This is a genomic window from Streptomyces pactum, assembly GCF_002005225.1.
GTDB lineage: Bacteria > Actinomycetota > Actinomycetes > Streptomycetales > Streptomycetaceae > Streptomyces > Streptomyces pactum_A.
Genome location: NZ_CP019724.1, coordinates 384,908 through 407,310 on the forward strand (window position 1 = coordinate 384,908; position 22,403 = coordinate 407,310).

Annotated in this window: 23 protein-coding genes and 2 pseudogenes; 13 read left to right on the forward strand and 12 right to left on the reverse strand. The window is 70.5% G+C overall.

What is annotated here, in order from left to right; all coding sequences use genetic code 11:
- Positions 1-711: 711 nt before the first annotated feature.
- Both B1H29_RS01580 and B1H29_RS01585 read right to left on the reverse strand, forming a co-directional pair.
- Complete coding sequence (locus B1H29_RS01580) at positions 712-1,590, reverse strand: class I SAM-dependent methyltransferase (RefSeq protein WP_055421484.1); 879 nt, start codon at positions 1,588-1,590, stop codon at positions 712-714.
- Between the two features lie 121 nt (positions 1,591-1,711).
- A complete protein-coding gene (locus tag B1H29_RS01585; RefSeq protein WP_055421483.1) occupies positions 1,712-2,299 on the reverse strand; it encodes an XRE family transcriptional regulator in 588 nt (195 codons plus the stop codon).
- Between the two features lie 94 nt (positions 2,300-2,393).
- On the opposite strand from B1H29_RS01585, the pseudogene B1H29_RS39030 reads away from it, so the two are divergent.
- Positions 2,394-2,603, forward strand: a pseudogene (locus B1H29_RS39030) (FAD-binding protein); the annotation flags it as partial.
- Positions 2,604-2,772: 169 nt separating this feature from the next.
- Entirely contained in the window at positions 2,773-3,300 is a 528-nt protein-coding gene (locus B1H29_RS01595) for a copper chaperone PCu(A)C (protein WP_055421482.1), read from the forward strand.
- A 102-nt stretch (positions 3,301-3,402) separates the two neighbouring features.
- On the opposite strand, the gene B1H29_RS01600 is transcribed toward B1H29_RS01595, so the two are convergent.
- Positions 3,403-3,978 (reverse strand): hypothetical protein, encoded by a 576-nt coding sequence (locus B1H29_RS01600; RefSeq protein WP_159027757.1) that lies wholly within the window; start codon positions 3,976-3,978, stop codon positions 3,403-3,405.
- Between the two features lie 323 nt (positions 3,979-4,301).
- Between B1H29_RS01600 and B1H29_RS01605 the strand changes: the two genes are divergently transcribed.
- Positions 4,302-4,544, forward strand: a complete 243-nt coding sequence (locus B1H29_RS01605; protein ID WP_055421480.1) for a YrhK family protein — start codon at positions 4,302-4,304, stop codon at positions 4,542-4,544.
- Between the two features lie 127 nt (positions 4,545-4,671).
- Here the strand turns inward: B1H29_RS01605 and B1H29_RS01610 are convergent, their stop codons facing one another.
- Positions 4,672-5,187 carry a PepSY domain-containing protein gene (locus tag B1H29_RS01610; protein ID WP_159027758.1) on the reverse strand — a complete coding sequence of 172 codons (516 nt, stop codon included), beginning with the start codon at positions 5,185-5,187 and terminating at the stop codon, positions 4,672-4,674.
- Positions 5,188-5,546: 359 nt separating this feature from the next.
- Between B1H29_RS01610 and B1H29_RS01615 the strand changes: the two genes are divergently transcribed.
- The 3 genes from B1H29_RS01615 to B1H29_RS01625 all read left to right on the forward strand — a co-directional run bounded on the left by B1H29_RS01615 (position 5,547) and on the right by B1H29_RS01625 (position 9,746).
- On the forward strand, positions 5,547-6,899 hold the full coding sequence (locus B1H29_RS01615) for a DUF2254 domain-containing protein (protein ID WP_055421478.1): 1,353 nt from the start codon (positions 5,547-5,549) through the stop codon (positions 6,897-6,899).
- Positions 6,900-7,207: 308 nt separating this feature from the next.
- Entirely contained in the window at positions 7,208-8,956 is a 1,749-nt protein-coding gene (locus B1H29_RS01620) for an amidohydrolase (RefSeq protein ID WP_055421477.1), read from the forward strand.
- A gap of 31 nt (positions 8,957-8,987) precedes the next feature.
- Entirely contained in the window at positions 8,988-9,746 is a 759-nt protein-coding gene (locus B1H29_RS01625) for a helix-turn-helix transcriptional regulator (protein WP_055421476.1), read from the forward strand.
- Positions 9,747-9,923: 177 nt separating this feature from the next.
- Here B1H29_RS01625 and B1H29_RS01630 read toward each other — a convergent pair whose 3' ends face one another.
- Positions 9,924-10,313, reverse strand: coding sequence for a hypothetical protein (locus B1H29_RS01630; protein WP_055421475.1), 390 nt, complete (start codon positions 10,311-10,313; stop codon positions 9,924-9,926).
- Positions 10,314-10,551: 238 nt separating this feature from the next.
- Between B1H29_RS01630 and B1H29_RS01635 the strand changes: the two genes are divergently transcribed.
- Positions 10,552-11,085 carry a hypothetical protein gene (locus B1H29_RS01635; protein ID WP_055421032.1) on the forward strand — a complete coding sequence of 178 codons (534 nt, stop codon included), beginning with the start codon at positions 10,552-10,554 and terminating at the stop codon, positions 11,083-11,085.
- Here the strand turns inward: B1H29_RS01635 and B1H29_RS01640 are convergent.
- The 6 genes and pseudogenes from B1H29_RS01640 to B1H29_RS01675 all read right to left on the reverse strand — a co-directional run bounded on the left by B1H29_RS01640 (position 11,042) and on the right by B1H29_RS01675 (position 16,101).
- Entirely contained in the window at positions 11,042-11,833 is a 792-nt protein-coding gene (locus tag B1H29_RS01640) for an IS5 family transposase (protein WP_055421592.1), read from the reverse strand. The two genes, B1H29_RS01635 and B1H29_RS01640, sit on opposite strands and share 44 nt — an antisense overlap.
- A gap of 519 nt (positions 11,834-12,352) precedes the next feature.
- Positions 12,353-13,192 carry an endonuclease/exonuclease/phosphatase family protein gene (locus B1H29_RS01650; RefSeq protein ID WP_055421641.1) on the reverse strand — a complete coding sequence of 280 codons (840 nt, stop codon included), beginning with the start codon at positions 13,190-13,192 and terminating at the stop codon, positions 12,353-12,355.
- Between the two features lie 212 nt (positions 13,193-13,404).
- Positions 13,405-13,632: pseudogene (locus B1H29_RS01655) on the reverse strand (pyridoxamine 5'-phosphate oxidase family protein); the annotation flags it as partial.
- Positions 13,633-13,941: 309 nt separating this feature from the next.
- Positions 13,942-14,427 (reverse strand): cold-shock protein, encoded by a 486-nt coding sequence (locus tag B1H29_RS01660; RefSeq protein WP_055421474.1) that lies wholly within the window; start codon positions 14,425-14,427, stop codon positions 13,942-13,944.
- A 317-nt stretch (positions 14,428-14,744) separates the two neighbouring features.
- A complete protein-coding gene (locus B1H29_RS01665) occupies positions 14,745-15,365 on the reverse strand; it encodes a dihydrofolate reductase family protein (RefSeq protein WP_055421473.1) in 621 nt (206 codons plus the stop codon).
- Between the two features lie 520 nt (positions 15,366-15,885).
- Entirely contained in the window at positions 15,886-16,101 is a 216-nt protein-coding gene (locus tag B1H29_RS01675; RefSeq protein ID WP_199832441.1) for a hypothetical protein, read from the reverse strand.
- A 114-nt stretch (positions 16,102-16,215) separates the two neighbouring features.
- Between B1H29_RS01675 and B1H29_RS01680 the strand changes: the two genes are divergently transcribed.
- On the forward strand, positions 16,216-16,749 hold the full coding sequence (locus tag B1H29_RS01680) for a GNAT family N-acetyltransferase (RefSeq protein ID WP_055421471.1): 534 nt from the start codon (positions 16,216-16,218) through the stop codon (positions 16,747-16,749).
- 41 nt (positions 16,750-16,790) lie between these two features.
- On the opposite strand, the gene B1H29_RS01685 is transcribed toward B1H29_RS01680, so the two are convergent.
- Entirely contained in the window at positions 16,791-17,447 is a 657-nt protein-coding gene (locus tag B1H29_RS01685) for a TetR/AcrR family transcriptional regulator (RefSeq protein WP_055421470.1), read from the reverse strand.
- 130 nt (positions 17,448-17,577) lie between these two features.
- Here B1H29_RS01685 and B1H29_RS01690 point away from each other — a divergent pair, with 130 nt between their 5' ends.
- From B1H29_RS01690 to B1H29_RS01715, 5 genes are all read left to right on the forward strand, one after another.
- Complete coding sequence (locus tag B1H29_RS01690; protein ID WP_055421469.1) at positions 17,578-19,038, forward strand: amidase; 1,461 nt, start codon at positions 17,578-17,580, stop codon at positions 19,036-19,038.
- A gap of 40 nt (positions 19,039-19,078) precedes the next feature.
- Complete coding sequence (locus tag B1H29_RS01695; protein WP_055421468.1) at positions 19,079-19,459, forward strand: VOC family protein; 381 nt, start codon at positions 19,079-19,081, stop codon at positions 19,457-19,459.
- Between the two features lie 219 nt (positions 19,460-19,678).
- A complete protein-coding gene (locus B1H29_RS01700; protein WP_055421467.1) occupies positions 19,679-20,746 on the forward strand; it encodes a P1 family peptidase in 1,068 nt (355 codons plus the stop codon).
- Positions 20,747-20,787: 41 nt separating this feature from the next.
- Positions 20,788-21,201 (forward strand): biotin transporter BioY, encoded by a 414-nt coding sequence (locus tag B1H29_RS01705; RefSeq protein ID WP_055421466.1) that lies wholly within the window; start codon positions 20,788-20,790, stop codon positions 21,199-21,201.
- A gap of 606 nt (positions 21,202-21,807) precedes the next feature.
- Positions 21,808-22,326 carry a lytic polysaccharide monooxygenase auxiliary activity family 9 protein gene (locus tag B1H29_RS01715; protein ID WP_055421465.1) on the forward strand — a complete coding sequence of 173 codons (519 nt, stop codon included), beginning with the start codon at positions 21,808-21,810 and terminating at the stop codon, positions 22,324-22,326.
- The last annotated feature ends 77 nt before the right edge of the window (positions 22,327-22,403 follow it).

Below are 22,403 nucleotides of genomic sequence, written 5' to 3' on the forward strand. Positions count from 1 at the left end.
CAGAGAGCGCTCTCGCATAGTCTCCGCGCGACGAAGGGGCGTCAATACTTTGTGCGGCCACCACCGCCTTCACCTGCGGCGATGGAGCAAGTTCGGGTGCGCGGCGGGCGGCCACAGCGCGTCGTCCGGCCGACCGGCGCAGCGCCCTTGTCCGGGCGGCGGGTCCGTCACCGGGTCCCGCCGTGTGCAGCCTGCGCGATCGGTCAGACGGACGAGTTCTCCGCGGCGCCCCGCTGGGCGAGGAAGCGACGCGCGATCCTCGACTCCGGCAGGAAGGTGCCGGCGATGAAGACGAGGAACACTTCGGGAACTCGTAGGCCACGATGTCCAGTCCGCGCCCGATCGCCGCTCCGGCGAGGGCCCGCCGGTCAGGGAGGGAGAGGTCGGGCGTCCCGTTGAGGATGGTGATCGGGCACTGCGGGGCACGGACCGTACAGCGGGCTCACCGCCGGCCGACGATCGGACCGGTCTGCCGCGGGACTCGTGGGCGAGGGGATGCTGGACAGGCTCGCTCCCCGAGCATCCCGCTCAGCGACCCGGCGCGGGCGCCGGCCGGCCTTTCGCGGGACAGCCCTTGGTCAGTGCCGTACCGCGAGATCCTCCTGAGCCTCGCGGACAGTGTGGTCGGTCGTGAGGGCGGCCAGGCGATCGCGGCGGCGGGGAGTGTCTCGCTCGCGGAATGCAATACGAGGCCGGTCAGGGCGTCCGGGGTCAGGTGCGGCGGGCGGCCCAGACGGTTCGCTCGGTGCGTACGGTCAGGTCGTCACGGCGCAGGATGCTGCGCGGGCCGCTGGTGTCGAGGAGCTGGTCGAGTGCGGCGAGGTCATCGGGGGTGAGCCGGTCGGCGATGGCGCCGCGAACGCGTTGCAGGACGCCGACGGCGTAGCGGCCGACTGCTTCCCTGCGGTCCCCTCCGATGTTGACGACGATGGTCCGCTCGCCCTCTGTGGTGAAGCCGGCGGCGGTCAGCATCGGGCCCCAGTCGGCGCCGCGGTGCGGCATGTGTTCGGCTTGGCGACGGTCGGCCGCGGCGTGAACGCGCTCTTCCAGGCCCGGGCGGCCCTCGGGGGCGTGCTCGGGCAGAAAACGGGGATGGCCGGCCAGTTCCACGACGGCGAACAGGCCGCCGGGCGCGAGGGCGTCGTGGACGTTGCGCAGCGCCCTGTCGGGGTGGGCCATGTGGTGCATCGAGGCCGACGCCCACACCAGGTCGGGTGAGCCGAGGTCCGGCCAGGCGGCTTCGTCGAGGTCGGCCTGCACCGTGCGCACGCGGTCCTCGACGCCGCGGGCGCATGCCTTGGTGCGCAGGCGCTGAAGGTGTTCGGCGGAGGCGTCGACGGCGACGACGTGCGCGTCGGGGAAGCGCTCGAGGAGGGCGAAGGTGCCCGCCCCGGTGCCGCACCCCAGGTCCACGATGTGGTGTGGGCCGGTCGTCAGTGGCAGCCATGCGGTGATGGAGGCGGTGTGCTCGGCCAGGACCTCGGCGTCAAGATCGAGGATCTCCGCCTGGCCGTCGCTCTCGGTGCCGTGAGCGTGGTGGTGGCCGTGGGAGGTGCCGTGGTGGGGGGTGTGGGTGTGTGCGTGGCTCATGCTTTTCACCCTAGGGCGGCTATGCGCCTGTGACACTGCATCTCCCGGTCTACGCAAGACGATAGTCGGGTGTGCTGCCCGACACGCAATGCCCGCCGCTGCGCGGCCGCGGACCTGACCGTCACCCGGCAGGGCTCTCGCCGTCGATGTCGTCGCGCTGGTGGCCGCGGCGGGCGTCGCGGTCGAACATGCCCAGGATCTCGCAGGGTCCGCCTTCGGTGCCGATCGCGTGCGGCATCATCGTGGGGAACTCGGCCGCCTGGTTGGTCTCCAGGCGGAAGCGTCGGTGGCCGAGCATGAGGATGGCAGTGCCGGACAGGACGACGAGCCATTCGCGCCCCGGATGAGCGCGCATGCGCGCCTGGTTCTCGGGGGGCGGTTCGGTCAGTCGCTGGCGCACCACACTCATCCCGGGGTCGGCCTTTACGGTCCAGCGCATCCGGCCGCGGGCAGCATCGATCGTCGGGCTGGTGATGACGTCGTCGGTGGCGGTCTCCACGAGCTGGTCGAGTGTGGTGTCGAGCGCGCGCGCGAGGGTGACGAGCTGGTCCAGGGCGAGGCGGCGCTGGCCGTTCTCGATGCGGCTCAGTGAGGACTGGCTGAGGTTGGCCCGCTTCGCCAGCTCTTCCAGGGAGCAGCCTTGCGCCACCCGCAGCGCACGGAGGCGTTTGCGTACGAGGCTGTCCAGATCTCCATCTTCTTGCGTCATGAGCAACATCGTATGCCCAGAGTGCATGTCTGGAACAGCGTCGTGTGCGGATGGCCCGCGACCAGTGGGCCGCGCACAAGAAAGGCGGGAGGACATGGCCGTGGCGACTTCTCCGTCCACGGGCGACGCACTGCCCGAGCACGCCGTCGATGCGGTGGCGATCGGTGGAGGCGCCGCGGGGCTGAACGGTGCACTGATCCTCGCCCGCTCCCACCGGCCCGTGCTCGTGATCGACAGCGGCTCCCCGCGCAACGCGCCCGCGAAGGCCGTGCACGGCTTCCTCGCCCTGGACGGCACCCCGCCCCCGAGAGCCTACGGCACCCGCCGCCGCCCGACCGCCTGGCGATGCGAGCGGCCCGGCGCCCCACCTCCCTTGCGGGACCGTCTTCCGTCCCCGAACAGCCCTGCACCGATTGCCCGGAAGGCCGGGAGTCCTCAAGCTGGAACCGCTGGGCTGGTGAGAAGGAGCGATCATGGCAGGCCTCTTCGCGGCACGTGGCCGGTGTGTCCTCGCGGCGACCGCGCTTACCGTCACGCTGACCGTGAGTGGATGCGGCGGAGACGAGGACTTCTCTCTCCCGGACTGGGAGGCACCGGGCCAGAACGGCCGTGTCGGCGACATCATGATCCGTTACGCGCACGTGGCGGAGCCGCGGGGCGAGCCGTGGCAGCCGGGAGACGACGTTCCCGCGTATGCATGGCTCTACAACAAGGGCGGCGAGGACGACAGGCTCGTGGGTGCCAGCACGCCGAACGCGGCCTCGGTGGACATCGTCGGCTCGGACGGCAAGCGGCTGTCAGCCGGGGTGGATCTGCCGGCGAACAAGCTCGTGGAGCTGGAGTCGGGCAGGGCTCATCTGGTGCTGCGCGACGTGCGCGAGGAGATCAGGGGCGGCGACTTCATGAAGTTCACCCTGCGCTTCGAGGACGCCGGAACAGCCAACTTCAACATCCAGTCACAGGTTCCCGTGTACGACGAAAGCCCATCTCCGACCGGGTGACTTGGTCGGCCCGCTTCTCGCAATCGTCTGCCACGCCCGGTCGTCGTACATCCTTCCCCGCCCTGGGCCCTCTTCGTTCCGCCACGACGGCAAGCAGCGCCTTCAGGGTTTCCTTCGCGTCGCTGACGAGGTGGGCGTCAGGGCGGCGCGGGAAGTCCCGGCGAACAGCGCACCGGCCAGAAGGGAGCCCGCGACGCCCACGGCCAGGTCGGCGACGGTGTCGCCGTAGCCGACCCGCATGGTTCCCGGCGTGGCCTGCTCCGCAACCCATTCGTAAAGCTCCCACAGAGTGGCAGCACTGGTCCCGGCCATGCCGACCAGAACGGTCAGTGTCCAGCGCGGAATGTTCGCAGCGGCCTGGCCCAGCGCCGGTCCCGCACCCCTGAGCAGGGCGAGGAAGACGACTACGGAGCCGGTTCCGGTGAGCAGGAAATGCACGACCGTGTCCAATTCCGGGGCCCGGCGGTACCAGCTACCGACATCGCACCAGAAGGCGACCGTAACGACGACCGAGAAGACCGCCTCAAAGGGTGGCGGCACGCGGAGCCTCGTCACGACGACGAGGAGGACGACACCTGAAAGGAAGCGGAGGGCGGCGAACCCCTCGCCCAGTGCTCCCACCACGACGGCGCTGCAGGCCAGAACCATGACAGCCAGCCATGTCACGTTCCGAGTCACCGTGCTCCCTCATTCTGTGCAGGCCAAGGAAGGCGTTCAGCGGCGTGCGGCCGGCCCGGCGGCGTACGGCGGTGGGTGCGCGACGCGTCCCGGATCGGTTCGCCGGAGCGAAGCACCCCGTCCCGTTTCCTGGCTCATAGGACCTGTGTACGGTGCGGGCGGCGATGGCGCGACCGCACTTAGCCGCGGGGCGGGCTGCATGTCCTGCGGATGGGCCGGTGGCGGGGACGGGACGACAGCCGGATGTTTCGCCGTCGCTTCGAGCGGTACCCCGGCACCCTCACGCAGTTGCTGGACGACCCGGCATTGGAAAGGGTGACGTCTTGCTGGCCCGACTCGAGCGGTATCTGCTCCAGGACTTCCCGTTCATCCACTTGGTGATTGGCGGCTTCGGCAACGCAACGTTCCTGGTCGGCAGCGTGTTCTTTCTCTTTCCCAGCCTGGAACGGATCGCCCTGTGGCTGTTCGTCATCGGCTCGCTCGGCATGCTCACGGGCACCATCGGTGAGGCGTTCGTCCGGCACAAGCGCAGGTCACGGCAGCGGGCCACCACCTCGCAGAGGTAGTCCGTCGGCACTCGCGGTGTGCTGCCGACGTCGTAACCCCGGCTGCTGTGCCGGAGAGACGATGCATGAGAGGCGACGGCGGGACATCGGTGAGCGTGCTGTCGGCCACATGCGCCCCGCGCTCGCGTCAGGCCGGGTGGCGGTCGAGGATCTCGCCGGTTTTCGCGTCCACCACGTGGACCATCGCGAGATCATCGCCTACTCCGAGGACGCTGACCAACCAGACCGGGCCGCCGTCCTGCCGTTCCAGCTCGATGGCGGTGACGACCTCGCTGTTCGGCGTATCGGCCGCTTCACGGGCTGCCGTGTCCGGCAGGACCTGAGCCTGATCCAGCAGCCGCACGAGGTCCTGCCGCTCGGAATCCGTGAGGTCGGGACCGGCACCGGCACCCAGTGACTCGCCCCGGGTGGCGTCCAGCCGGACCGTCTGCACATGTCCGTCCTGATCCGCGACCCGGCTTTCCCATACTGGCGACACCGACTCGGGCTTCTTGAGTTCCAGAGCCACCAGCTCTCCCCCGGTCACCTCGGCCGTCGCCAGGCGAACGGCGCGCTCATGATCGACCTCCACCATCTCGAACCGCTCGGCGGATTCGTTCAGTGGATCGTCCCGGCCGCAGCCCGCGAGCAGCGACAACGCCAAGACTGGCACGCTCAGGACCACGGCGATCCGTCGCCACACCCATCCGTCCTCGTTCCGGATCTCACCCGTCATTCTCATGCAGGCCGACTGACCCGACGGAAGGGAACAAAACACCCAACCGATAAACAAGCAGACTTACGTGCGAAACGTCCACACTGTGCGGAGACCGGGAAACGCGTGGCCATCACCAGCACGGAAACTCCACGACGCCCGGGTACACGGCACTCGGCAGCGGCTTCAGCGTTGCACCACTTGGCACGATATGTACCGTGAGACCGTGCTGACACCCACGTACTCGCTCGCCCTTCCCGCATCAACGGCCCTCCCTGCCGGTCTGCCGCCACGCCCCCTCCGCGCTGATGCGTGACACGCTCCGGGCACAGCTTTGGCCCCTGCCGACGCTGGGCATCGTGCTCGCCGTCGTCGCGGGCGTGGGCCTGCCGCGGATGGACAAACGGATCCAGCACGACGTCCCGGCATGGCTGAGGGACTACCTGTTCGGTGGCAACGCGGACGCCGCGCGTTCCGTGCTGGAGGCGATCGCCGGCTCCCTGGTCACAGTCACGGCGCTGACTTTCTCGCTCACGGTGCTGACGCTGCAACTGGCCAGCAGTCAGTTCTCCCCGCGCCTGTTGCGTACCTTCACCGCCGACCGGTATGTCCAGACGACGCTGGCACTGTTCCTCGCCACGTTCACCTACGCCCTGACCGTACTGCGCACCGTACGCACTGGCGAGGACGAGCGGACCGGCTTCGTCCCCCAGGTGTCGGTCACGGTGGCCTTCCTGCTCACGCTGGCCAGCGTGCTCGGCCTCGTGCTCTTCCTGTCCCACCTGGCCCGCGAGATCCGCGTCGAGACGATGATGAGCAGAGTCCACTGGGCCGCTGACCGGACCATCCAGCGACTCCTGCCCCGACAGGAGGACACGCCACCCGGGGGCTCCGCCGCAGGGAACCACCGTGGTGCGTCCCCGGAACCGCCCCCGAACGCCCTGACCTTGACCACCCGCACCTCCGGCTTCCTGACCTCCGTGGACGAGGAAGCCCTGCTCAACGCAGCCGTGGAAGCGGACGCCATCCTGCTTATCGACCGCCACCCCGGTAGTTCCCTGGTCACCGGCACGCCCATGGGCGCCGCCTGGCCACACACCAGCGAGCCATTCACCTCCGAGACGCGGGCGCGTCTGGCCGGAGCAGTCGCCGAGGCCGTGACCACCGGCGCCGAACGCACCGACCACCAGGACATCGCCTTCGGACTGCGGCAGCTCACCGACATCGCCGCCAAAGCACTCTCCCCAGCAGTCAACGACCCCACAACCGCTGTCCACGCCCTGTCTCACTCCTCCGCACTGCTGTGCGAGCTGGCCCAACGCCACCTCGACCCCCATCTCCTGCTCGACGACGACCAGCAGGTCAGAGTCGTCCTACGACGCCCGGACCTGGAAGACCTGCTCGACCTGGCAGTAGCCCAGCCGATGCGCTACGGCGCCACCGAACCCGCAGTCCTCGCCCGCATCGCCATGCTGCTGCGCGAACTGGCCTGGAACGGCACGCCCGCCCACCAGCCTCCGGTCCAGTCCGCCCTCACCCGGCTGCGCGCCACCATCGACGCCCAGGACTTCCACCCCACCGAACGTCTCCGGCTGACCGAGCTGACCCACCTCGTCGAACGGGCGCTGGCCGGGCGATGGACCCACGGCCCCGTCCCCTGACCACGAAGCCGGGCACCGCCATCCGCCGGCCGGCCTCGCCTGTGGGGTTCGCCTACTCCCCGCGCCCGCGAGGACGGCCCCGTGGCCCGCAACCGACCCAGCTCAAAAGGGGTGGTCCAGAACGTCCGGACACCGGAGCGGGCCGGCCGGGTGGCCAGAGCCGTTGCGGACGCCCTCATCGACGACTGAGGAGGGGCGATGCGCATCGGTGGAATGACCGATGTGCGGGAGGCGTGGGTGCCGTCATAGTCCTCGGGAGATCGTTCGCGGGTGCCCGCTGTGCGCCCGGTTTTCGAAAGGGACCCTCCATGGACATGTACGCGGACCTGGTGTTTCTCGGCGGGCAGGTGGTCACGGTCGACGCGGGGTTCTCCGTCGCCTCGGCCCTGGCGGTGACCGGTGGGACCATCAGCGCCGTCGGTGGCCGGGACGACGTCGCGCCGCTCGTCGGGCCGGGCACCCGGGTGATCGACCTTCGGGGGGCGACGCTGCTCCCTGGTATCAACGATTCCCATCTGCACGGCTGTGCGTTCGGCATGGCCACGCCGCCGCTCTCCCTGGACCTCGGCCATCCCGCCGTGTCCTCCCTCGCGGACGTGGCCGAAGCGGTACGGGTGGCCGTCGGGCGAGCTCCGGCCGGGCAGTGGATCACGGGGCACGGCTGGGACACCGGTTATCTCGCAGAGTGCGTGTCCGCTCCGTCGCGGCTGCCCTCGCGGCGCGACCTGGACGCCGTGAGCCCGGACCACCCCGTCGTCCTGTACTCCTTCTCCGGGCACGCCACCTGGGTCAACTCCCAGGCGCTGGAGCTCATCGGGATCGACCGGCACACCGCGGCGCCGCCCGGCGGGGCCATCGTCGTGGACACGGCCGGCGAACCGACCGGGCTGCTCCACGAGGGGGCCCAGGACCTCGTCCAGAACGCGCTGCCGCCGCTCAGCCGGCAGGAGCGGACCGACGCGATCAGGGCGGCCCTCGCCACGCTCGCCCGGCTCGGCGTGACCAGCTACACCGAGCCCGGGCTCGGCCCCGGTGGCGACGGCATCATGCGCGGCGCACTCGGCTCGCAGACCCTCGACGCCTACCGCCGGCTACTGGCCGACGGCGAACTGACGGCCCGCGTAGGCGTCCTGCTCGTGCCCACCGGCATGGCCGGCACCGCCGAGGAGTTCGCCCGCGTCCTCACCTCCCTCGGCGAATCCGGAGGGTCCGCAGGCTCCGGACGGTCTGGACGGTCCGGAGAGTCCGGCGGCTCCGACCCGCGCCGCCTCGCCATCCACGGGGTCAAGGTCTTCGCCGACGGCATCGTCCCCAACAGGACCGCCTGGATGAACGAGCCGTACGTCGGCGGGGGTTGCGGTTCCCTGTGCGTCGGCGGCGAGACCGACACCGAGCGGACCGCGGAGATCGGGGCCATGATCCGGCATGCCCACACCGCCGGGTACCAAGTGGGCGTCCACGTCACCGGCGACCGGGCCATCGACACCGTCACGGACGCCTTCGCCGCGGCCGTGTCGGAGCACCCGCGACCCGACGCCCGTCACTACGTCATCCACGGCGACTTCCTCACCGCCCGCAGCATGAAGGTGCTGGCCGCGCACGGCTTCGGCGTCAACATGAACCCGACCATCAAGTGGACCGTCGCCGACATGGAAGAGGAGTTCGTCGGCGCCGAACGGGCCGCGTACGCGTGGCCGTACCGCGACGCCATCGACGCCGGCGTACGGGTCGTCAGCGGGTCCGACGCCCCCGTCACCCACCCGGACTGGCGCCAGGGCGTCGCCACCATGGTGCTGCGCGAGTCCAAGGCCACCGGCCGGGTCAGCGGCCCCGAGCAGCGCATCGGCCTGGCGGAGGCGATCCGTACCTACACGATCGACGCGGCCTGGCAGGACTTCGCCGACGACTGGAAGGGCTCACTGGAGCCGGGAAAGGTCGCCGACCTCTGCGTACTCGACGGGGATCTGCTCGCTGCCGACCCCCACGACATCCCGGACATGCCCGTCGTGCTCACCGTCGTGGACGGGAGAATCGTGCACGACGCCCTTCGCGATTGACGTATTCCGGGCGCATGATCATCCTTGGGGGATGGCAGCGGGACGGAACACGGCGGACATCCTGGACGCGGCCGTCCACGTGCGTGAGGCCGCCAGGAACGCCACGAGCGGCGCGGCCGGCGTCGGCACGGTCCTCGCGGCGCTGTCGGAGGTCATGGCGTACGACCACGCCTCCCTGGCCCGGTGGGATCCGCTGCGCCGGCGCCACACCACACTGGCGGGGAGCTACCCGGACGACGCCACGGCCTACATAGAGAACCGCCTCCACCGTGACCCGGTGTTCGCCGTGCTCCGCGGCCCGGCCCGGGACGGCCTCTGGCTCAGGGACGTCCCCGGGCAGCTCCTGGCAGCGTCCCCCGGCTTCCAGGAGGTGCTGCGCCCCCTCGGCGTCGAGGACGGTGTGGCGCAGTGCCTGTTCGCCGTCGACGGCCGGTATGTCGGCATGCTGAACGTCAGCACCCGCCGGCCACGGCGCACGCCCGATCCGGCGCGCGCCGTGGTCACCCTGCTCACGGAGGCCCTCGCCGCGGCCCTCGACTCCCCCGCAGGTGCACCGTCCGGGCGGGACGCCCCCCACCCGCGGCGACCCGGCGGCCTCTCGCCACGGGAGCTCCAGGTGCTGGCCGAACTGACCACTGGCCGTACCAACCGTGAGATCGCCGAGCGGCTCCACGTCACGCCCCGCACCGTGGGGACCCACATCGAGCACATCCTCGCCAAGCTCGACCTCCCCAACCGCGCGGCCGCCGCCGCCCGGGCCGCCGCCTGGGGCATCGAAGCGCGCCACTGAGGCATCTCCGGCCCGGGGAACCGGGGCCGGGGCCGCATACGGACGGGGGCGGGTGCCCCTAGGTGATCAATTCCAAGGGATGCCTGCGGAGGGTGTGGGGTGGGCGGCGGCCGAAGCCACCGCGAGACGGTCGGGCGGCGGGCTGCCGGCCCTGGTTGCCGCGGTGGCAGCGGGCGGTCAGGCGTCAGGGTCGACTTCGGGGTGCGTGCACCGCACGGGCTTGCCCAGCGACCGGGCGTAGGCGATTTCGGCTCGGGTGCTGTCTCCGATGTAGTCGCCGACTACGAGCACCTCATCAGCGAGCCGGATCTTCGCCCGGTGCAGATCGTCGAGTCGAGCCTTCAGCGCCTCGGCCTCGACAGGATCGGACCAGAGTTCGTGCGGCGACTTCATGTCACAGCCCGGTTTGACGACGATCTTTCCGGCTTTGGTCTCCCGCAGATCGGCCTCGTTCATCTCGGTCATGAAGCGGGTGGAGCCGCAGATCGCGACGATACGCGGGAGGCTCAACAGTTTCTTCGCGTCGGCGAGCTTCTCCTCGGGGGTGAGCAGTTGCGGGTATGACACTGGTTCCTCCTGAGCGGTGTGGTCCAAGGGGTGCCTGCGGAGACGAGAACGAGGGTGCCCAAGATCTCCGGGACGCGAACTGTCCGAGCATCGAGTCCAGTTGCTGCGGCCTGCCCGTAACGGTGAGTAGCTGTTGTCGTACCGAACCTGAGGGCGGTGTTTTCGCAGGCCAGGCATAGGATCGGTGACTTCTTGGGAGTTGTGGCCTGTCGTGTCGTTGCTCCCTGGGAGGTTATGGATGCCGTCGGTTGTCGGACTGCTGGAACAGCACGAGCTCGCCGCTCGCCGTCGAGTTGACGGGCTGCGGGAGGAGGCCGACCGTATTCAGGCCGAGCTGGCCGCGGCCGAGCAGGAATGGCAGGAGTGGGCTATCGCCCGCAGGCGGGTCGATGTGGTGCTGGCTCCGGACGGCGGAAACACCGCCGACACGACCACCCCGGACCTGCGGGATACGGACGCGCAGTCGGCGCCCCGGGATGCGGCGAAGCCGAAGTCGCAGGTGCCCGTGTGGCGTGAGGGGCTGGCCTGGTCGGTGCTGTCGGTGGACTACCAGCGCCTCCTCACAGTGCTCGCGGACCGGTCCCGGCTCGGTCAAGGGCCACTGACCTGCCAGGAGATGGCCGCCGCGTTCGGTATGGAGGTGGTGCCGGCGCGGGTGGAGACGCTGCGGTCGAAGGCGAAACGACTGGTGGCTCGCGGCTGGCTGGCCGAGCAGCAGCCGGGCCGCTTCACGCTTGCGGCGGGCGTGGCCGAGCCAGGCGGCGAGTCATGAGCAGGATCATCGACCAGTAGGTCATCGCTTCGGCGCTGGTAGTGCGGCGCTCGTAGTCGCGTGCCAGGCGGCGGGTGCGCATCAGGTGGGCGAAGAACCGCTCGGCGATCCACCGCTTGGGCAGCACCACGAACCCCTTCTGGTCGTCGCTGCGTTTGACGATCGCCAGGACCAGGGCGAACGTGGCCAGGCAGTACTCGACGAGGCTGCCGGTGTAGCCGCCGTCAGCCCAGACCAGGGCCAGCAGGTGGTGCGCGTCAGCGACTTGTCGCAGCAAGACCTGGGCGGCTGCGCGGTCGCCGGTGTCCGCGGCGGTGACCATCACCGCGAGCAACAGGCCGAGGGTGTCGACCACGACGTGCCGCTTGCGCCCGTTGATCAGCTTGCCGCCGTCAAAGCCGCGGCTGTCGGAGCCGACGACGGCGTCCGCCTTGACCGACTGCGAGTCGATCACCCCAGCCGTCGGCTCCGTGTCCCGCCCCAGCCTTTCGCGGACCTGACCGCGTAGCCGGTCGTGGAACTCCTTGATCAGGCCGTGGTCGCGCCACCGGCGGAAGAAGGCGTAAACGCGGTCCCACGGCGGGAAGTCGGCCGGCATCGCCCGCCACTTGATGCCGTTGTCGACCAGGTAGCGGATCGCATCGAGTATCGCCCGGTGGCAGTACGCCTCGGGCTGCCCGCCCCGGCCGCGCAGCCAGCCCGGCACCGGCAGCAGCGGCCGGACAGCCGCCCACTCCGCGTCCGTCATGTCCGTCGGGTAACGCGGCCGCCGCGTCCCATTGTCGGCGGCGTTTCCGAACCGGTGAGCCAGGCAGTCACACTCCCAGGTGACCGAGCTGGACTGCCCGGCCATCGGCACGGAAGACTGCTGCACCAGGGCCTCCTGCTGCTCGGTGATTCGACACCAACGAGCTGTTCAGGAGGCCCTGTCCATATGCGTCCAGCCCTCCGCGACCACTCAATCGAGACTCCCGTTCGACGCGCATCTCTCAAGATCGGAACAACAACAGCCACTGAACGGGAACGGCCTGGCGCAGCCCTGTTCGAGCCGCTGCGACAGGTCGGACTGGTCGAGCCGAGCAGCGCGGGCGCGAGGTCGTCCACATCGCCGTCGGCGCCCGGCTCGGCGCGCTGGCCCGCGAACTCGACCGGATCGGCCACTCCTGGGAGACCCGACTGCTGCGGATCAAGGCCCAGGCGGAACACCCTGGAACGGATGTCTCCGGCTGACGGATCGCGAGCTAGGAGCTACGAGCCGGCCGAGCTCTCAAGTCGGGTCCACGTCGGTGTGCAGCATGTGGTGATCCGAGTACCGGGTGGGTCGCACCCGGTGCTCGAGTGGGGCGATGCCTCGCAGGAAGACGTAGTCGAACTTGCTGTACCAGTCGGTGGTCGGCTCGCAGGAGCCGGCGGGTGCGGGGCGGCACTGGGGATCCGCATCGGTGGCCAGAGCCCACATCCGGGCGAGTTCCGGAGCGTCCGGTACGGCGTTGAAGTCGCCGAGAACGATCGCGCGGTCGTGCCGGGCGACGTCCGCGGCGAGTACCCGGAGCTGGTCTGCCCGGAACGACTCCTGGCGTCGTTGGGCGAGGTGTGTGTTGAAGACCCGGACGGGCTCACCGCCCACCAGGGTGGTGACTGCCATGTACCCGCGGTCTTCGGATCCGCCGTCGGGATACTCGACGTTGACGTGGTCCGTCATCGGCGCTGCCGAGAGGACCGCCTGACCGAAGGCCCCCGGGCTCCACGGCAGTCCCCCGCACCGGCCCCGGTGCCCGAGAACCGTCCCGTACTCGACGTGGTACACCAGTCCGTAGACGCGCTCCAGATAATCCCGGATGCTCTCGACGTCGCGCACGCACGCCTCCTGGAGGCCTACGACCTGGGGCGCGTACGTGGCGATCTCCGCCGCCCGGTCGACGTTGCTCTCCTTGCAGGGGTTGCAGATGTTCCACGTCATGACCCGGTTCGATACGACGTCCTCGACCGCGTCGACGGGCAGTGACCTGGCGAAAAGGGCACCGCTCGGTGCACTGGGGCCGACGAGCACCACGCAGACCACCACCATGGCGCCCGCCAGCAACCACGTGCCCCTTCCCAGCACCATCGCCTCCTCGATGTGGATACCCACGGCATCTGGCGTCTTCGCACACAAGGGTATGGGACCGGATCACCCTCGACTCAGCTTCTCACCTCTCACCGGGCCCGCGGCTCCACCCAGCACCCGGTGCCCACACGGCGGTTGCTCCGCTGCGTGCCGCAGCGCGCCCGTCGTGCCATGGCCGGCGCCTGCCCGGCGTGCCGTCAGGGAGCGGGGTCCACCACGCCGCTGATCTGCACTCGGTCGAAGGGATCGGCGGCGTCCGCGTGCGAGAGGTAGACGCGGGGGTCGTGGCGCGGGTTCTCCTCCTTCACCCGGCCCACCGAGGTGTTGAACGTCAGCTCCCCCTCGCCCTCCAGGGCCACCCACATCGGGCTGACCTGCGGCGCTCCGTCGGGGAACACGGTGCCGACGTACCAGGCCCTCGGTGGACCGTCGGTCGGCATGCTCCACTCGGACTCGGCGCCGAAGCTGCCCGACGGCTCCCGGCCCGCGTAGTTCCCCGGCTTCCCGGGGAGGCCGCGACGGTCCGCCCGGCCTGCCCGCGGGCTGTTCCTGCGTCCGTCGGCGGGTTCGTCGCAGCCGGTGTCCACGGGTACGACGAAGACGGCGCAGCGCGTGCGCGGACCGCGTCGATCGCCTCCGCGCCGTCCGCGCACAGTGCTACTTCTCCTGGAGCACCGCGGTCTGCCGTCACGCGGCGGAAGAAGCTTCGCGGGCGTACGCCGTCGGCCGCGGCGCCGGGGCCGGCTGCCTCAGTCCTCGACCCAGCCGTGGCTCTCGGCGAACTTGACCAGCTCGTCGCGGATCTCCAGGAGCTGCGCCGCGGTGATCCCGGGGCCGGACTTCAGCAGCACCTCGGTCACCTCCCTGGTGAACTCCGCCTTGCTGAGGACGTCGCACATCGGCTCCTCCCCGCCGGCGGCGCGTACGGGCGCCGGGGCGGCGGGTGCGGACACGACGGCCGAGGCGACCGAGTGCGGGGTCTGGAACCGGGGCGCCTGGGCATCGGGGGCCGGCGTCGGGGAGGCCTGTGCCTCCTGCGTGAGCCGCACGTTCGAGGCCTTCAGGCCCCGGCCGCCGTCCTCGATCTCGAACTCGACCTCGAGCCCGGGGCGTAGATACGACTCTGGGATCAGCAGGTCGTTCACATGCAGGAAGATGTCCTCCCCGCCCTTTGCGGGGGCGATGAACCCATAGCCCCGCGCACTGTCGAAACGAATCACCCGGCCAACAGCCACTGACACAACCCCCACACCGCCGGGCCCTTTGCCCAGCCAACTTCGGCCGATCATAATACTCCCGTGAGCCGACGCGCACGCGGGTGTGCTCCCGCGGGGGCCGTCACAAGGCCGATCGTGGTGGCCGGCCAGTCCGAGGTCGGCCGTTGGTGTCCCTACGCCTGTTCGCCGGTGCGGCCGCCGCTGCCCTCGCCATCCCCTCGGCGGCTCACCGACCGCGGTGACCGCGCTCCCCGACCGCGGCTCGGTGCGCCCATGCACCAGTCGGCGCCGAGACGCCGTCGGCCGCGTTCGGTTCGTTCGCATCGGCCCGCGCTTCAGGACAGCACGCGGTAGGTCACGTGCGTGACCAGTTTCGCCGCTCGCGATTTCACCTGCTCGAGTTCGAGCGGCGGGACGCCCTCGAAGAGCCGCGTGCCGGCGCCGAGCGTGAGCGGCGCGATGTGCAGCCGCAACTCGTCGATCAGGCCGGCGGCCAGGTACTGGTTGATGGTGGTCGCGCCGCCCTGGACCGCCACGTCGCCGTCGCCGGCCGCCGCGCGCGCCTGTGCCAGTGCGGACTCGATTCCGTCGGTGACGAAGTGGTAAGTGGTGCCGCCGTCCATCGGCTGCGGCGCACGCGCGTGGTGGGTGAGTACGAAGACCGGGGCGTGGAACGGTGGATCCTCGCCCCACCAGCCGTTCCACGGCCGATCCCACTCGCCGCGGACCGGGCCGAACATGTTGCGCCCCATGACGAAGGCCCTGGCGGCGGCCAACTGATCGACCTCGGTCCGGTTCTCCTCGGGAGTCTCGACGAGCCAGGCGTGCAGCTTGGCTCCCCAGCCGTCGCCGGCGTCGTCGCCGAACGGACGTTCCTCGGTCTGGTTGAGACCGGCCGAGAACCCGTCGGCCGAGATCGTGATGTCGCAGGTCACCCTGCCCAGACGCGCAGTCATCGTTCGCTCCTCCTGGTAGCCGGAAGCGGTACACCCGCCAACCACGCTGGACGGAATCGACAGCTACCCAGCCGCCTGCCCCACTCGGTTGGGAGACATCCAGCAGTGTGGCCCGGACCGGGGCCTTCCGCCTCTCCGGCGGACCAGTCGGCCCGACGAGCCCGCGGAGCCCGGGGAGCCCGCGGAGCCCGGGGAGGACGACTGACCCTCCTGGGCCGGCCAGACCCGGTCCACGCACCGCGGTCACACCTCTCCGGCCGGAACAGTTCGCCGCCGATCTGCCCGATGAGTCCGTGCTCGTAGAGCATCAGCTCGGGGGCGATCCCGCCCTCCACCGGGTTCTTCGGCACCCGTACTCCGCCGCGGCGTCGAAGAGCAGTTCCCGCATCGTGGGGTCGCCCGACTCCTCGCGCAGCTTCAGCCCGAGGTCGCGCGACCAAAGCCGCTTCCCGTCGTCGGCCGAGTAGGCATCCTCCGGCGGCGCCGCGAAGGTCACCTCTCGGTGCGGACGACGCAGCCGTCAGCGGCTGATCTGCTGGCGGTACATCACCTTGCGTACGTAACCGTCCGGGTCCTCGACGTGCCGCCGGCGGCCAAGCGCCTTCATCAGAGCGATCTCTACCAGGTCCTCGGCCTCGTGCCGGTCGCCGCCCGTCAGCAGGTTCGCCAGGCGCAGCAGGGCGCTCCACCGGGCGTCGACGTAGTCCCGGAATCTCTCTTGGTCCTGCGGGTCCATCGGCCCTCCCGTTCCCTGAACGCATGCCGGCCCCGCTGGAAACCACTCGCGTGAACGCCCCGCAGAACGGGAGAATCGACAACCGGTGTCCAACGCGCGCTGGAGGGGACCAACGTGGTCGGCGAAGTGGTGCTGCGGCAGGTGGACGAGGTGAGCCTCGAAGGACTCCTCACCGTGGCCGTCGAGGATGCGGAACCCGAGGAGGTCATGCCTCCGGTGGCCGGTCCACCGGGGTGGACGCCGTTACGGCGGGAAGCCTTCCGGGCGTGGCACCGCGCTCGGCGCCCGGGGCTGGCCGGCCCGCTCAGGGAATCCACCTTCGTGATCCACCACGAGGGAAGAATAGTGGGGTCGGCCCGGCTGGCCGTCCGTGGCAGCCTCGAGGTCCTCGAGACGGGCATGTGGCTCGCCCGTTCCCGACGCGGCCGCGGGATAGGCGGCGCCGCACTGCGCGTACTGCTCGGCGAAGCCGCCGAAGCCGGTGCCCGGACCGTGGTCGCGGACACCAAAACGCACAACGCGGCGGCACTCGCGGCGCTGCGCGGCATTGGCGCGACGCTCGTCCCAAGTGGGGAAACCGACGACGTCCACGCCGAGTTGCGGTCGAGGACGATGCCGTCGCCCCGGCCTGCCGCCGAGCACCCGTGACCGCCCGGCTCCTGGTGAACTCCGTCCGGCCGAACCGCCGCTCAGCGCCTCCTCGTGGCAGCCGCTCCCGGGCTGTGTGCCGTCGTCCGGGATGAGCCGGAGGCGGGGTCGTGCCGGTCCAGGATTCCCTCGACGACTCTCATCAGCCGGTCCCCCGCCTGATCGATGCTTCCGTTCTGTGTGCTGACCTGAGCGCCTTCGAGTACGAAAGTGATCTCGGCCGCGGTCTGCTCGGGGTCGGGCAGACCGGCCTCGGCACACATCCCGACCAGCCTGCGGGTCTGGCGGGCCTTGTGCTCCTCGATCACCTGCCGTGCGGGATGCGAACGGTCGGGCAGTTCGGCGATGGAGTTGATGAACGGACAGCCCCGGTGCGAGATCGCCGGCAGTCCTTCGGCGATGAAGCGGGCCAGGGCCAGGATCTGCTCCCCGGGCCGGCCGGGATGCTCGTCCTCGGCCCGGTCGAAGGCCGCCTGGTAGTCGGCGGCGACGATCCGCAGCCACTCCGCGACCAGCGCGTCCTTGGTTTCGAAGTGCCGGTAGATCGCCATTTTGGTGGTTTCGGCCCTCTCGGCGATCGCCTGGACCCCCACCCGTCGGATCCCCTCGCTCTGGAAGAGCTCTTCCGCCGCGTCGAGGATGCGCTCACGTGGCGGCAGCTTCGCCACCCTGCCCGGTCTTCTGCCGGCCGATGCCATGACCACTCCGTGACGTCCCGTCGGTTGCGCGCCCTCGTCCCCTGCTACGGTACCAGCCCGTCCCACGCGATACCGTTCGGTATCATCCGGTACCCGATGGTCTCGTTCATGCCTTCGACTGGGAGTGACAGTGAGAGTTGCCGAGTACGTGAATTTCGACGCCGTCGGGCTCGCGGAGCTCGTGGCCAAGGGCGAGGTGACCCCCGCCGAACTGGCGGCAGCCGCACTAGAGGCCGCGCAGGCGGTCAACCGGCGGATCAACGCCATCGTGGACACGTGGCCCACCGACGACGAGCCCGAACCGGGCAGTGCGCCGCTGGCCGGAGTCCCATTCCTGATCAAGGACATCGGGGTCGCCATGGCCGGGAGACGCATGGAGCTGGGCAGCCGTCTCGCGGCCGGCAACGTCGCCGGCGCCGACTCCGCCCTCATGCTGCGCCTGCGCCGCGCCGGCCTCGTGACGTTCGGGCGCACCGCGACACCGGAGCTGGCCTACAGCATCACGACGGAACCGGTCCTGTACGGCCCGGCCCGCAACCCGTGGAACCCGGAGCGCAGCGCGGGCGGCTCCAGCGGGGGCGCGGGCGCGGCCGTCGCTGCCGGGGTGGTCCCGATCGCACACGCCACCGACGCGGCCGGCTCGCTCCGCATACCCGCCGCCTACAACGGCCTCTTCGGCCTGAAGCCCACCCGTGGCCGGGTCTCCATGGGCCCCGACGCCGACGAGGTCTTCAACGGTCTGGCCGTGCACGGCAGCGTCAGCCGCACCGTGCGCGACAGTGCGGTTCTGCTCGACCAGATCCGCGGGCCGGAACCGGGTGATCCCTACTTCGCCGCGCAGCCGTCCCGGCCCTACGCGGAGGAAGTCACCGCGCCTCCGGGCTCGCTGCGGATCGGTGTCCTCCCTCAAGCATGGGGTGGGCGCCGCACCACCGCGCCAGTGGCCGACGCCCTCGCTCGCACCGTGCGTCTGCTCGAATCCCTCGGCCACCAGGTGGCCGAGGTCGAAGTCGGCCTCGGGGTCGACTGGGAGGAGTTCGTCCTGGCCAACGCCCGTCTGATGGCGGCGAACCTCGCGGCCTCGGTCGACGGGCTGGCCGCCGCCTTCAACCGGCCCGTCGACTCCTCGACCCTCGAGCCGGAGACCCTGGCCGGCTACCACTACGGGCAGCGGGTCACCGGCGCCCAGTTCGTCACCGCTCTCGCGGTCCGTAACCGGGTCGCACGCGGCCTGGCACGGTTCTTCGGCGCCCACGACGTACTGCTCACCCCGGTCCTGCCGGAGCTTCCCATGCTCTTGGGTACTTACGCCGAGACCGCGGAGCCCCTGGACGGCCTCGGCTGGATCGACCGCCTCAACGACCGCTCTCCGTTCACCATGCCGTTCAATGTGGCGGGCACCCCCGCCATGTCCGTACCGTTGACGGCCGACGCCGAGACCGGGCTCCCGATCGGTATGCAGTTCGCCGCCCGCTACGGACTCGAAGGCCTCCTCTTCCGCCTCGCCGGGCAACTCGAACAGGCGAGCCCGTGGACGGTCCGAACGCCGGCGGTGTGGGCGGGGACGGCACCGGCGACGGCATATCCGTGACCGCAGACTGCTGCTAATCCATAGGGGAAGGCAGTTGCACATGCACAGAAGTCGAGTGTACGCCGTCATCATCGACACACCCGAAGCCGAGGCCGCCCAGTCAGCGCGCTTCTGGTCGGCGGCTCTCGGTGTCGTCGCTCAACCGTTCCCGCCCGCACCCCAGTTCACCAACCTTCATCAGGCTCTCCCAGGACTGGAGACCGCCGTGCAAGCGGTCGACGACGCACCCCGTATCCACCTGGACATCGAGACCGACGACATCGAGGCGGAGACCGCGCGCCTGATCGGCCTGGGTGCGGAGCAGATCGCCCAGTGGCAGGAATGTCACGTGCTGCGGGTGCCCGGAGGGCACGTGGTGTGCGTGCTGCCCGTGGAGAGCGCGCCCGCCGAGTTCGAGGCACAGGCCAACGTCTGGCCCTGACCTGGCGGCGGCTCTGACCAGGCGGCGGCTACGCGGCGCAGGGGCTGGGCGAGGCGGAGCCGTCCGTTGCAAGAGCATGGCGGGCTTGCCTGCGGACGGCGGACGGCGGACGGCGGACGGTGCGTCACAGCACGCCACGCACGTGGATTCCGAGCCGACCGACCGGTCGTGGCCGGCTGCCCGCGCCCTCCCGCCGCTTCAGGCGTAACGTCCCGCCGCATGGGACCACTGCCCCACCCACAGCCTCCACCCGGCACCGCCCGACGCCGAGCCCGTGACCTCGGCATCGTCATCGGCTCCGCTGCCACCGGTCCTCTCAACGCCATCACCGACGTCCCGGGGGTGCGCGTCGGACACACCACCGTTCGCGGCCGGCCGGACGTGCACAGCGGAGTCACAGCCGTCGTGCCCGACCTCGTCAGCCCGCACACCCCGCTGCCGGCCGGAGTGTTCACCGGCAACGGCTACGGCAAACTCATCGGTACCACCCAACTCACCGAACTGGGCACACTGGAGACCCCGATCCTGCTCACCTCCACGCTCGGGGCCTTCCGTGTCGCCGACGCCCTCGTCGGCTGGGTGCTCCAGCGGCCCGGATGCGAGGAGGTGCAGAGCCTCAACCCCGTGGTGGGCGAGTGCAACGACGGCCTTCTGTCGGACATTCGCGCGCGGCCCGTCCAGGAGGAGCACGTCCGGACGGCCCTCGACACGGCCTCCGGCGGGCCGGTGGCCGAAGGCTGCGTCGGCGCGGGGGCCGGCACGGTCGCCCTGGGATTCAAGGCCGGCATCGGCACCGCCTCACGTACCCCGGACCTGGCCGGCGAAGGCCGCACGGTCGGCGTCCTGGTGCAGGCCAACTTCGACGGCACTCTGCGGGTACTCGGCCGCACCCTCACGCCGCGTTCCGTGGGTGTCGGGGCCGACGTGCCGGTACCGCCCGCGGACACCGGCTCCTGCATGATCGTGGTGGCCACGGACGCCCCCCTCGATGCCCGGCAGCTCACCCGTGTCGCACGGCGCGCGGTGTTCGCCCTGGCCCGCACGGGCGCGGCCTACAGCCACGGCAGCGGCGACTACGCCATCGCCTTCGGTACTCGACCGGACGGCGTCCCGATGGCGGACGCCGGGCTCGGCACGCTGTTCGAAGCGGTCCTGGACGCGGTCGAGGAGGCGGTGCTCAACTCCTTGCTCGCGGCGACCACGACCACCGGCTTCGGCGGCCGGACGGTGCCCGCGCTACCGGCGGACCTCCTGCTCGCCGCCCTCACATCCCCTGCCAGCCCCTGACAGCCCTTCACAGCCGCCCACAGCCCACGAAAGCAGGGAAGATGACCACGCAGGCTCGCCACGTCGACCGAGAACTCGTTGCGGCCGCGGCCCACGTCGCACGCACTCGCTGCCGGGGCGACAACCACACGATGGCGGCCGCGGCCCGCGCCCGGGACGGTCGGATCGTCACCGCGGTGAACGCCTACCACTTCACCGGAGGCCCCTGCGCCGAGCTGGTCCTCATCGGAGCCGCAGCCGGTCAGGGCTCCTACGAGCTGGACACGATCGTCGCCGTCGGAGACCGCGACCGGGGGGTGGTTCCTCCGTGCGGCCGGTGCCGGCAGGTCCTTCTCGACTACTTCCCCACTCTCGAGGTCATCGTCGGTGAAGGCGACCGCCTCCGCACGGTCCTCATCACCGATTTGCTGCCCGAAAGCTACGTCTGGGCCGACCACCAGCTCGACACCGACTGATCCCCGACGTCGAGCGCGGTGCGGAAAGCGCCTGGAGGAACGGGAAGAGGACCACGAAGATGCCCGCCTGGACCCCGAAGACGACCGGAAGCGTGCGCGAACCCCCGCCGACGGCCAGGCCGAGCAGGGTCGCGGGGGACGTCCAGCCTCGCTCGAGCCCTTCCTGAAGGACGTCTGAAGGACGTGGATGAGGCCGACGACCGCGACGAACCGGCGGTACGTGCTGGTTGGCGCGCGCCGTCTGACTGTCCGTCTGGCCGATTGCCCGGTCGGCCGGCGTCGACGTCACAGGGGTGGGGCGTTGCCGGTGGGACGTACGGCGACCGCAGGCTCCGTTCGCAGCCGCACCGCCTCACCGCCCCGGAATCGCCGCCGCGCCACACTCTTGACACGTCCACGCCGAGCACTTGTATGGTCTAGTCCAACAGAACTCGCCGTTCCACTTCCGGAGTTGACCCCAGCCGGGGCTCGTGTCTCCCGGGAGGGCGGTGAGTACGCATCACCTTCCGCCTCTTGGCCCCACCCACGAGAGGCCGTACTCGGCGTGTGCGGTCACCCCACACGACTGCGCGTGCCATGCGACGGCCTGATGTGAAGGAGTTCCGCATGCACACCAACCGGAAGACCGCCGCGCTGATCGGCGCGGCCCTCGCCCCAGTGATCGCCGTCAGCCTCCCCGCCTCCTCGGCGAGTGCGCACGGCTACATCTCCGACCCGCCCAGCCGCCAGGCCCAGTGTGCCGCGGGCACGGTGTCCTGCGGGGACATCAAGTACGAGCCGCAGAGCGTCGAAGGCCCCAAGGGCCTGAGTAGCTGCAGTGGCGGCAACGGCCGCTTCGCCGAGCTGGACGACGACGGCAAGGGCTGGGCCGTCACACCGGTGCCGAGGAACGCGACGTTCTCGTGGAAACTCACCGCGCAGCACGCCACCAGCACCTGGGAGTACTACGCCGGCGGTCAGCGGATCGCGCTGTTCGACGACGGCGGTGCCAAACCGGGCGCAGTGGTGAACCACCAGGTCGACTTCGGTGGCCTCACCGGGCAGCAGAAGGTTCTCGCCGTGTGGAACGTCGCCGACACCGACAACGCGTTCTACGCCTGCATCGACGTCAACGTCGGCGGCTGACAGACCGACCGGAGGAGACACGGGAGCCAGCCGGCTCCCTGTGCGGCTCCGGCCCCCTCGAACAGCCGAGCGGCCGC